The organism is Streptomyces sp. NPDC052101, from assembly GCF_040680235.1.
In the GTDB taxonomy this organism is placed as follows: Bacteria; Actinomycetota; Actinomycetes; order Streptomycetales; family Streptomycetaceae; genus Streptomyces.
The window spans coordinates 1-9,038 of record NZ_JBFAWH010000081.1 but is presented as its reverse complement, the minus strand read 5'-3'; the positions used below and the strand labels follow the sequence as shown (position 1 = coordinate 9,038).

At 71.6% G+C, this 9,038-nt stretch carries 7 protein-coding genes; 2 read left to right on the top strand and 5 right to left on the bottom strand.

Annotated features, from left to right (window positions below; all coding sequences use genetic code 11):
• Nucleotides 1-108: 108 nt before the first annotated feature.
• Together AB0L75_RS43380 and AB0L75_RS43375 are read left to right on the top strand one after the other, a co-directional pair.
• On the top strand, nt 109-1,065 hold the full coding sequence (locus tag AB0L75_RS43380) for a hypothetical protein (RefSeq protein ID WP_365191815.1): 957 nt from the start codon (nt 109-111) through the stop codon (nt 1,063-1,065).
• A gap of 157 nt (nt 1,066-1,222) precedes the next feature.
• A complete protein-coding gene (locus AB0L75_RS43375; protein ID WP_365191814.1) occupies nt 1,223-4,597 on the top strand; it encodes a pyruvate carboxylase in 3,375 nt (1,124 codons plus the stop codon).
• Between the two features lie 40 nt (nt 4,598-4,637).
• Here AB0L75_RS43375 and AB0L75_RS43370 read toward each other — a convergent pair whose 3' ends face one another.
• The 5 genes from AB0L75_RS43370 to AB0L75_RS43350 form a co-directional block, all read right to left on the bottom strand.
• A complete protein-coding gene (locus AB0L75_RS43370; protein WP_365191813.1) occupies nt 4,638-5,594 on the bottom strand; it encodes a hypothetical protein in 957 nt (318 codons plus the stop codon).
• 157 nt (nt 5,595-5,751) lie between these two features.
• On the bottom strand, nt 5,752-6,210 hold the full coding sequence (locus AB0L75_RS43365; RefSeq protein ID WP_365191812.1) for a hypothetical protein: 459 nt from the start codon (nt 6,208-6,210) through the stop codon (nt 5,752-5,754).
• 94 nt (nt 6,211-6,304) lie between these two features.
• Nucleotides 6,305-7,081, bottom strand: coding sequence for a polysaccharide lyase family 7 protein (locus AB0L75_RS43360; protein WP_365191811.1), 777 nt, complete (start codon nt 7,079-7,081; stop codon nt 6,305-6,307).
• A 125-nt stretch (nt 7,082-7,206) separates the two neighbouring features.
• Nucleotides 7,207-8,415 carry a carbohydrate-binding protein gene (locus AB0L75_RS43355; protein ID WP_365191810.1) on the bottom strand — a complete coding sequence of 403 codons (1,209 nt, stop codon included), beginning with the start codon at nt 8,413-8,415 and terminating at the stop codon, nt 7,207-7,209.
• Between the two features lie 131 nt (nt 8,416-8,546).
• Nucleotides 8,547-9,038 (bottom strand): DUF5110 domain-containing protein (locus tag AB0L75_RS43350; protein WP_365191809.1); only part of this gene is annotated, 492 nt, incomplete at its 5' end.

Here is a 9,038-nt window from a genome sequence, read left to right as displayed (position 1 = left end):
AACGGGTGGATGACCAATAAAAACGCCCCGCGGCCGGAATTCCGGAAGCGGGGTGAAGGGGGCGATGGACATGTCGGCGGAGCCGAAGGCGATGGGCTGCCGTGTCTCATGACGACTGAAGGGCGCATCCCATGGTGCCGCTCGCTGCTCGTACGGCTCGCCCGGTTCACCGGGCGCACCCTGCGGGCCGAGTGGCACTCCATCGTCGTCGACCCGGTGCACCGCCTGATGCGCCGTGGACTGTCCGGACTGCTGCTGGGGTGCGTCGCCGCGTTCGGCGTCGTCTTCTTCCACGACATCGCCCAGCACCCGCTCGGCGCGCAGTGGGTGAAGTGGCTCGGCGGCGTCAGGGCCGATCTGCCGCTGTGGCTCTCCCTGCTGCGCACTCCCGTGTCGCTGTACGTCCCGGCGCTCGACCTGCCCGTGTGGGCGGGCATCACCCAGCTGTTCCTGGCCTTCGCGCTCGCCGAAGTGGCCCTGGGCCGGGCCCGCACCCTGGCGATCGCCTACGTCACGACGCTGGCCGGCACACTCACCGCCCGCGTGATGATCGCGCTGGGCCCCGGCTGGTGGGGTTTCGGGCTGCCGCGCGAGTTCGGGCAGGTGCTCGACACCGGCCCCTCCGCGGCCGTCGTCGGCCTGTTCACCTATCTCGCGGTGGTCAAAAGAGCGCCCGTGGTGTTCAGCCTGACCGGCGGCTCGATGGTGTGGGAGTCCATCGCCGTCCCCAACCTGGCAGGCCGCGAGCATCTGATCGCGGTGGGCTCGGCGATCGTCCTCGGCCTGCTGCACGGCCGCCGCGCAACGCTCCAGGCACGCCTGCGGTCCCTGCTGCGCATCCAGGAGCGCGGGCCCGCACCCGCACAGCCGGCGCTGACGCCCCCGCCCGCACCCAAGGTGCCCTCGGTGGTCCCGGCGCCCGCACCCGAGGAGCCCTCGGCGGGCCGGGCTCCGCAGCCCGCGGGGCCGTCGGTGGTCCCCGCGCCCGCCCCGGCCCGGTCCGTGCCCGCTCGGGCGGTCGGCGAGCGCTCCCAGGACGCGGCGATGACGTCCCTGGAACGCTGATCCGGGCACACGTGCCTGTGGCGCCGCCCACCCCGTCGATGTGATGGTTTTCGCACGTCGACACGCGCGGGTACCCCCTAAGGTTGCCGCGAGGTACGGCAGGGCGTGGCTGACACCATGGTGTTCGTCGCCGGCAGGCAGCTGAAGGGAATCCAGGATGTTCCGCAAGGTGCTGGTCGCCAACCGTGGAGAGATCGCGATCCGCGCGTTCCGGGCGGGCTACGAACTCGGCGCGCGCACCGTCGCCGTGTTCCCGCACGAGGACCGCAACTCACTGCACCGGCTGAAGGCCGACGAGGCCTACGAGATCGGGGAGCCGGGGCATCCGGTGCGGGCCTATCTCTCCGTCGAGGAGATCGTGGGCGCCGCCCGCCGCGCCGGCGCCGACGCCGTCTACCCGGGCTACGGCTTCCTGTCCGAGAACCCCGAACTGGCCCGCGCCTGCGAGGAGGCGGGCATCACCTTCGTCGGCCCGAGCGCCGCCACCCTGGAGCTGACCGGCAACAAGGCCCGCGCGGTCGCCGCCGCCCGCGCCGCCGGAGTACCCGTGCTCGGCTCCTCGCAGCCCTCCACCGACGTGGACGAACTGGTGCGCGCCGCCGGGGAGATCGGCTTCCCCGTCTTCGTCAAGGCCGTCGCGGGCGGCGGCGGGCGCGGCATGCGCCGGGTGGAGGACCCGGCCCAACTGCGCGAGTCCATCGAGGCCGCATCCCGCGAGGCCGACGCCGCGTTCGGCGACCCGACCGTCTTCCTGGAGAAGGCCGTCGTCGACCCGCGCCACATCGAGGTGCAGATCCTCGCCGACGGCGAGGGCAACGTCATCCACCTCTACGAACGCGACTGCTCCCTCCAGCGCCGCCACCAGAAGGTCATCGAGCTGGCCCCCGCGCCCAACCTCGACCCCGGGGTACGGGACCGCATCTGCGCCGACGCCGTCCGCTTCGCCCGTGAGATCGGCTACCGCAACGCGGGCACCGTCGAGTTCCTCCTCGACCCCGCCGGCAACCACGTCTTCATCGAGATGAACCCGCGCATCCAGGTCGAGCACACCGTGACCGAGGAAGTCACGGACGTGGACCTGGTCCAGGCCCAGCTGAGGATCGCCTCCGGCGAGACCCTCGCCGACCTCGGCCTCGCCCAGGACACCATCACCCTGCGCGGCGCCGCCCTCCAGTGCCGTATCACCACCGAGGACCCCGCCAACGGCTTCCGCCCGGACACCGGCCGGATCAGCGCCTACCGCTCCCCGGGCGGCTCCGGCATCCGCCTGGACGGCGGAACCACCCACGCCGGTACGGAGATCAGCGCCCACTTCGACTCGATGCTGGTCAAACTCACCTGCCGCGGCCGGGACTTCAGGGCCGCCGTCGGCCGCGCCCGGCGTGCCGTGGCCGAGTTCCGCATCCGCGGCGTGGCCACCAACATCCCGTTCCTGCAGGCCGTCCTGGACGACCCCGACTTCCAGGCGGGCCGGGTCACCACCTCCTTCATCGAGCAGCGCCCGCACCTGCTGACCGCCCGCTCCTCCGCCGACCGCGGCACCAAGCTGCTCACCTTCCTCGCCGACGTCACCGTCAACAAGCCGCACGGCGAACGCCCCGACCTGCTCGACCCGGTCACCAAGCTGCCGCTGCCGTCGGCCGGCGAACCCCCGGCCGGCTCCCGCCAACTGCTCGTCGACCTCGGCCCCGAGGGCTTCGCCCGCCGGCTGCGCGAGTCGCCGACCATCGGCGTCACCGACACCACCTTCCGCGACGCCCACCAGTCCCTGCTGGCCACCCGTGTGCGCACCAAGGACCTCCTCGCGGTCGCCCCGGTCGTCGCCCGCACCCTGCCGCAGCTGCTCTCCCTGGAGTGCTGGGGCGGCGCCACCTACGACGTGGCGCTGCGCTTCCTCGCCGAGGACCCCTGGGAGCGCCTCGCGGCCCTGCGCGAGGCCGTGCCCAACATCTGCCTCCAGATGCTGCTGCGCGGCCGCAACACCGTCGGCTACACCCCGTACCCGACCGAGGTGACCGACGCCTTCGTGCAGGAGGCCGCCGCCACCGGCATCGACATCTTCCGCATCTTCGACGCCCTCAACGACGTCGGCCAGATGCGCCCCGCCATCGAGGCCGTACGCGAGACCGGCACCGCGATCGCCGAGGTCGCCCTCTGCTACACCGCCGACCTCAACGACCCGGCCGAGCGGCTCTACACCCTCGACTACTACCTGCGCCTGGCCGAGCAGATCGTCGAGGCCGGCGCGCATGTCCTCGCCGTCAAGGACATGGCCGGCCTGCTGCGCGCCCCCGCCGCCGCCAAGCTCGTCTCCGCACTGCGCCGCGAGTTCGACCTGCCCGTGCACCTGCACACGCACGACACGGCCGGCGGCCAGCTGGCCACCTATCTCGCCGCGATCCAGGCGGGCGCCGACGCGGTGGACGGCGCGGTGGCCTCCATGGCCGGTACGACCTCGCAGCCGTCCCTGTCGGCGCTCGTCGCCGCCACCGACCACTCCGACCGGCCCACCGGCCTCGACCTCCAGGCGGTCGGCGACCTGGAGCCGTACTGGGAGGGCGTCCGCAAGATCTACGCCCCGTTCGAGGCGGGCCTCGCCGCCCCGACCGGCCGCGTCTACCACCACGAGATCCCCGGCGGCCAGCTGTCCAACCTGCGCACCCAGGCCGTCGCGCTCGGCCTCGGCGACCGCTTCGAGGACATCGAGGCCATGTACGCGGCCGCCGACCGCATCCTCGGCCGCCTGGTCAAGGTCACCCCGTCCTCGAAGGTGGTCGGCGACCTCGCCCTGCACCTGGTCGGCGCGGGCGTCTCCCTGGCGGACTTCGAGCAGACCCCCGACCGGTTCGACATCCCGGACTCGGTGATCGGCTTCCTCCGTGGCGAGCTGGGCACCCCGCCCGGCGGCTGGCCCGAGCCGTTCCGCACCAAGGCCCTGCAGGGCCGGGCCGCGCCCAAGCCCGCGCCCGAACTGTCCGCCGAGGACCGCGAGGGCCTCGCCAAGGACCGCCGGGCCACCCTCAACCGGCTGCTGTTCCCGGGCCCGACACGGGAGTTCGACACCCACCGGCAGGCCTTCGGTGACACCAGCGTCCTGGACAGCAAGGCGTTCTTCTACGGCCTGCGCCCGGCCAAGGAGTACGCCGTCGACCTGGAGCCCGGCGTCAGGCTGCTGATCGAGCTGCAGGCGGTCGGTGAGGCCGACGAGCGCGGCATGCGCACGGTGATGTCCACGCTCAACGGCCAGTTGCGGCCCATCCAGGTCCGCGACCGGGCCGCCGCCTCGGACGTGCCGGTGACGGAGAAGGCCGACCGCGCCAACCCCGGCCATGTGGCGGCGCCGTTCGCCGGTGTGGTGACCCTGGCGGTGGCCGAGGGCGACGAGGTGGCCGCCGGTGCCACCGTCGCCACCATCGAGGCGATGAAGATGGAGGCCACCATCACCGCCCCCAAGGCGGGCCGGGTGTCCCGCCTGGCCATCAACCGCATCCAGCAGGTGGAGGGCGGCGACCTACTGGTCGAACTGGCCTGATGCCACGGCAGACGCTTCCCCACCCGGCCCGCGCGGAGCGCTAGCGCAGACGCGCGACCAGCAGATTCGGATCCCGCTGGGTGAAGTACGCCGCGCTCGGCACGTACACGGTGCGGCCACGGACGGCCACGGACGTCGGGTTGGACAGTCCGTCATGCGCGGAGAGCACGGTCGTCGAGGTGCCGTCCGGGCGTACCTCGGCCACGGCGTTGACGGTGTCCATCGAGGCCAGGACCGTCGTTCCAGGGCCGGGGAAGGCGAAGTCGTCGATGCCGGCGAGCCCGGCGGCCCGCATCTCGATCGGGCCGGCGGAGCCGTCCGCGGAGACCGGGATGCGCAGCAGCGTGCCGCGGTCGCTGTTGGAGACCCACACGGCGTCGCGGCGGATCTTGACGCCGTTGGCACCGAAGCCGGGGGCGGGTGCCGGGAGCGGATCGAGGGCCGTGCCCGTGGCCCAGGCCGTGGCAGGGCCGCCCCGCTGCGGGACGCGCCAGACCGTGCCGAGGACCGAGTCGGCGGCGTACAGCATCCCGCGCTGTTCGTCCAGGGCCAGGCCGTTGGGAAACCCGTTGGGCGGCAACTCGGCGATCTGCTGGGGTTCTTGGCCGCGGGCGAGGCGCCAGACGCCGGTCTTGGTGGTACCGGTGGCGAAGCCGACGTACAGCGTGCCATTGTGCGCGCGGGCGATCCCGGTGACGATGGCGCTGTGCACCAGCGGGGTGGACGGCTCGGGCACGTCCGGCAGGGTCGCGAGGGTCCGGGTGGTGCCGTCCGGGTCGACGCGGGCGATCTGCCGGGCGAAGGAGAAGGTCAGGTCGGCGGAGCCGTCGCTGTCGAGCGCGATGTTCTCGGGGGTCTGGCCGGTGGCCAGAGCGAAGTGGGCGGCGATGTGTGCGTCGGTGACGGGGGGCTCTTGGCCGACGGCCGGAGCCGCCGCGATCAGGCCGAGCGTGAGCACGGCCGTGGCGGCACCGGCCAGACGATGGAGTCGGGGCATGTGACCTCTCTTCGGACGGCGCACGGGGCGCCGCGGACAAGGTCACACCAACATGACGGGGCGAGGGCCGCCGGGCCAACGAGTGGCGGCGGAAAGTCGCTCGCGCGGACCACGATCCGGTGCCGTACGAGCCGCGTCGAAGGCGGGAGTCCGGCTGTCAGTCCCACAGCGGGTAGATCATGACCGCCTTGAAGGCATCCGGCCGGGCACCGGTGTAGGTCAGGCTCATCCGCGTGTAGTGCTCCACGCTCGGATCCTTCTTCCAGGGCTTGGGGCCGTCGAGCCGTACGGTCACCGGGTAGGCGTGGAAGCGGCCGGCCGCGCAGTACGGGTCGCAGTCGTTGACCATGTTCACACCTGTGGCCGTCGCTCCGTGCGGGCCCCACTGCGACCAGTGGAGCCCGATGAGGCGGCTGTTGCCGTCGCCGCAGGCCAGGATGAAGTCGGCCGGCCGGACGTTCTTGTGCCAGGTGCAGTCGACGAGGACGGGGCGCGGGGGATCGGCCTTGGCCGGCCCGGCCGGCGGACTCGCCGACGCCGTTGCCGTGGTCATGGCCGCCGTCACAAGGGCGCCTACCGCGAGGATGACCGCTGTTCCCGTCACTGCTGAGCGCATGGTCGCTCCCACCCGTCGTGCTGTGTCCGACCGCGTGCGTCCGACGCTACGACCCTACGGCCGTTTGCACCAGTCGCGCAGGTCGGGCGGCGTGTCAGCCGTGTTTGACGGTCAGGCCGTAGAACGCGACACGGGCGCCGTCGGTGGTGCTGTCCGAGGAGGACTGGTTGTAGGAGCCGGCCTTGAAGTACTGCTTGTACTGCTGGAACGACGACGGGACGGCATAGTGGGTCGTGGTGCCGTTGACGGTCAGGTCGATGGTGTTGCCGCCGGAGACGGCGATGGTGTAGCTCCAGGTCCTGCCGATCGGCACATGTCCCACGGTGTGCGCGGTCTGCCCGCCGGACGGTGAGTTCTCCGTGCCGAGGACGATGTCGCCGTCGGCGTGGTAGTACAGCTCCAGCAGCGGCTTGGTGGAGGAGCCGCCGCTGCCCAGGTGGATCTGTCCGACGCACACGTTCTTCGTCACGGACACCACGCGCAGGGTCGCGCTCATCCTGTGCGAGCCGGACAGCGCCCAGTCGGCGGCGCTGCCGTCGCGGTTCATCTCGCGCAGCTCGGAACGGGCGTAGTTGGAGTTCGGTGTGGTGACGCCCTTCTCGGGCGCCCAGAAGGTCATCGCGCCGTCGCGGGTGTCGGTGTAGAAGTACGCGTCCTGGTAGCCGTTCGTGCCCTGGAGGCGGGAGGACGGGATGGTGGTCGGGCTTCCGGGGGAGCCGACGGGCTCCTGCAGCTCCCAGACCGAGAGGTCGAAGTTTCCGCCGGGGGCGACATGCGGATCGGCGGCGCTCGCGCCGGGGCCGCCGAGCAGGACGAGGGCGAGGGCGAGGCCCGCGGTGGCCGGCACCGCGAGGAGCCGTGATCGGGTCATGTGGGGGGTCCCTTCTCCGGACCGGACGTCCGACCGGGATGCGTTCAGCATTCTGAACGCTGAACGCATCCTTGGTCGCTGGTGCCCCGAGAAGCTAGAGGTCTGAACCAGTCACGTCAAGAGGTTCAGCAGGCGCCCTCGTCCTGCCACGGCCCCCATTCCGAGGCGCCGGGCCCCTCGTTCTGGGTCCACCACTTGGCCTTCCAGTTGTGCTTGTTGTACGAGACCTCGTTCCCGGCCGTGTAGACCGCCGCCGAACTCCACGCGGACTTGCAGGAGGTGGGTGTGGGTGTCGGAGTGGGGGTCGGTGTCGGGGTCGGCGGGGTCACCCCGGCGAACTTCACCGAGTACTTGGCGAAGTCCCCGTCGTTCTGCGCCACGCTGGAGCATGTGCCCGACGTACGACCGCCGTTGTCCGGCGGGCTGCACTGCCGGTCGCGGTTCAGGGACCAGAACGTGAACCGGTCCATGTTGTGGCTCGTCGCGTAGTCCAGCACGGTCTGGAAGTCGGCCTGGGTGAAGATCTCGCCCGTGTCGCTGCGGCCGTTCATGCCGGAGAAGCCCTCGTGGGCGTACGCGGTCGCCTGGTCCCAGCCGAAGGTCGACTGGAGGATCGAGTTGAAGTTGGTCAGCGCGCTGGTCTGGCTCGCCGCCCCGTTGAAGCCGCCGTCGAACGGCATGATGGAGAAGTTGTTCGGGGTGAAGCCCTGCGACTTGGCCTCCAGCAGCATCTGCTTGCCGAACCAGCCGGTGCCGTCCGCGGTGCCGGCCGTCGTCACGGAGACGTACAGCCCGGGGTTGTTCTGCTGGAGGATCCTGGCCGCGCCGATCTCGTTCTTGATGGCCGCGGTGTTCTCGTACTCCGGCTCCTCCAGGTCGAAGTCGATGGCGTGCAGCCCGTACTTGGTGATGACCTGCTGGTAGGCCGCGGCCGTGGACGCCGCGTCCGCGCAGGCCTGGCCGAGCTTCGTGCCGCCGTAGCCGCCGATGGAGACCGAGACGTCACCGCCCTTGGCGCGGATCGTGTTGATCATCGACTGCACGGCCGTGTCCGAGCCGACGGGCGCGGTGCCGCCCCAAGTGGGCGAGCAGCCGCCGCCGTTGGGGGCGAGGATGAACGCCAGCTGGAAGGCCTTGAGGCCCGTGGCGTCCATGATGGCGGCCGGGTCCGGCGGGTCGTTGTCCAGCGGCATCAGATAGGGGGCGGCGGCGTACCACCGGTTGCCGAGCGCGGCCGTCGCGCCCGAGGCGTTGCTCGCGACCAGAGCGGTGGTGCCCGCGGCGGCGAGGGTGACGGCCGCCGCGGCGCCCAGACATGCCCGAAGACGTCTCACTGCGTGCCTCCAGAGGGTGGGGGTGGGGGAGTCCCCAGGGCAGGGGAGCCCCACCCTCCGGGAGCTGTTGCGGTCACGTCAATAAGCTGGACTAGACCAACGCGCTCTTTGGACTAGACCATACGATCCCTTTACCTCTGGTCGACCAGCCGCACGGTGAAGCCCCGCTCCAGTGCCAGGCTCGGCGTCGTGATCGTCGTGACATGAGTGCCGGCGTCGTACGACCAGGCGGAGGCGGGCAGTTGGCGGCCGTCGAGGAGGATCCGCCGGGGTGCCGAGTCGCCGTGCACGGTGAACCGGTATGCGCGGGCGTCCACCTTGCCGGCGTAGTCACCGTTGCTCGCGCCCACCGACACGGTCGTCCCGTTCCCGTCGGCGTGGACGGACACCCGCTGGGTGGCGGCGGCGCCCTTGGCGAAGTCACGGGTCACGCCGTCGTCCTCGTACAGGGTGTAGCGACTCGTGACGTGCGCCGCCGGATACAGGTCCCAGTCCAGCTCGTGCCGGTCCCGGGTCTGCCAACTCGTCTGGTGTGCGTGGACGACGCGCCCTCGCCGTAGCGGCTCATGTCGCACGGCGGGGTGCGGGTGGTGCGTGGTCGCCCGCGCAGTTCCCCGCGCCCC

What these genes read in the sequence shown, in the direction of transcription:
- AB0L75_RS43365 (WP_365191812.1), bottom strand. Translation starts at nt 6,210, where the DNA reads ATGCGCTCAGCAGTGACGGGAACAGCGGTCATCCTCGCGGTAGGCGCC.
- AB0L75_RS43380 (WP_365191815.1), top strand. Translation starts at nt 109, where the DNA reads ATGACGACTGAAGGGCGCATCCCATGGTGCCGCTCGCTGCTCGTACGG.
- AB0L75_RS43370 (WP_365191813.1), bottom strand. Translation starts at nt 5,594, where the DNA reads ATGCCCCGACTCCATCGTCTGGCCGGTGCCGCCACGGCCGTGCTCACG.
- AB0L75_RS43360 (WP_365191811.1), bottom strand. Translation starts at nt 7,081, where the DNA reads ATGACCCGATCACGGCTCCTCGCGGTGCCGGCCACCGCGGGCCTCGCC.
- AB0L75_RS43375 (WP_365191814.1), top strand. Translation starts at nt 1,223, where the DNA reads ATGTTCCGCAAGGTGCTGGTCGCCAACCGTGGAGAGATCGCGATCCGC.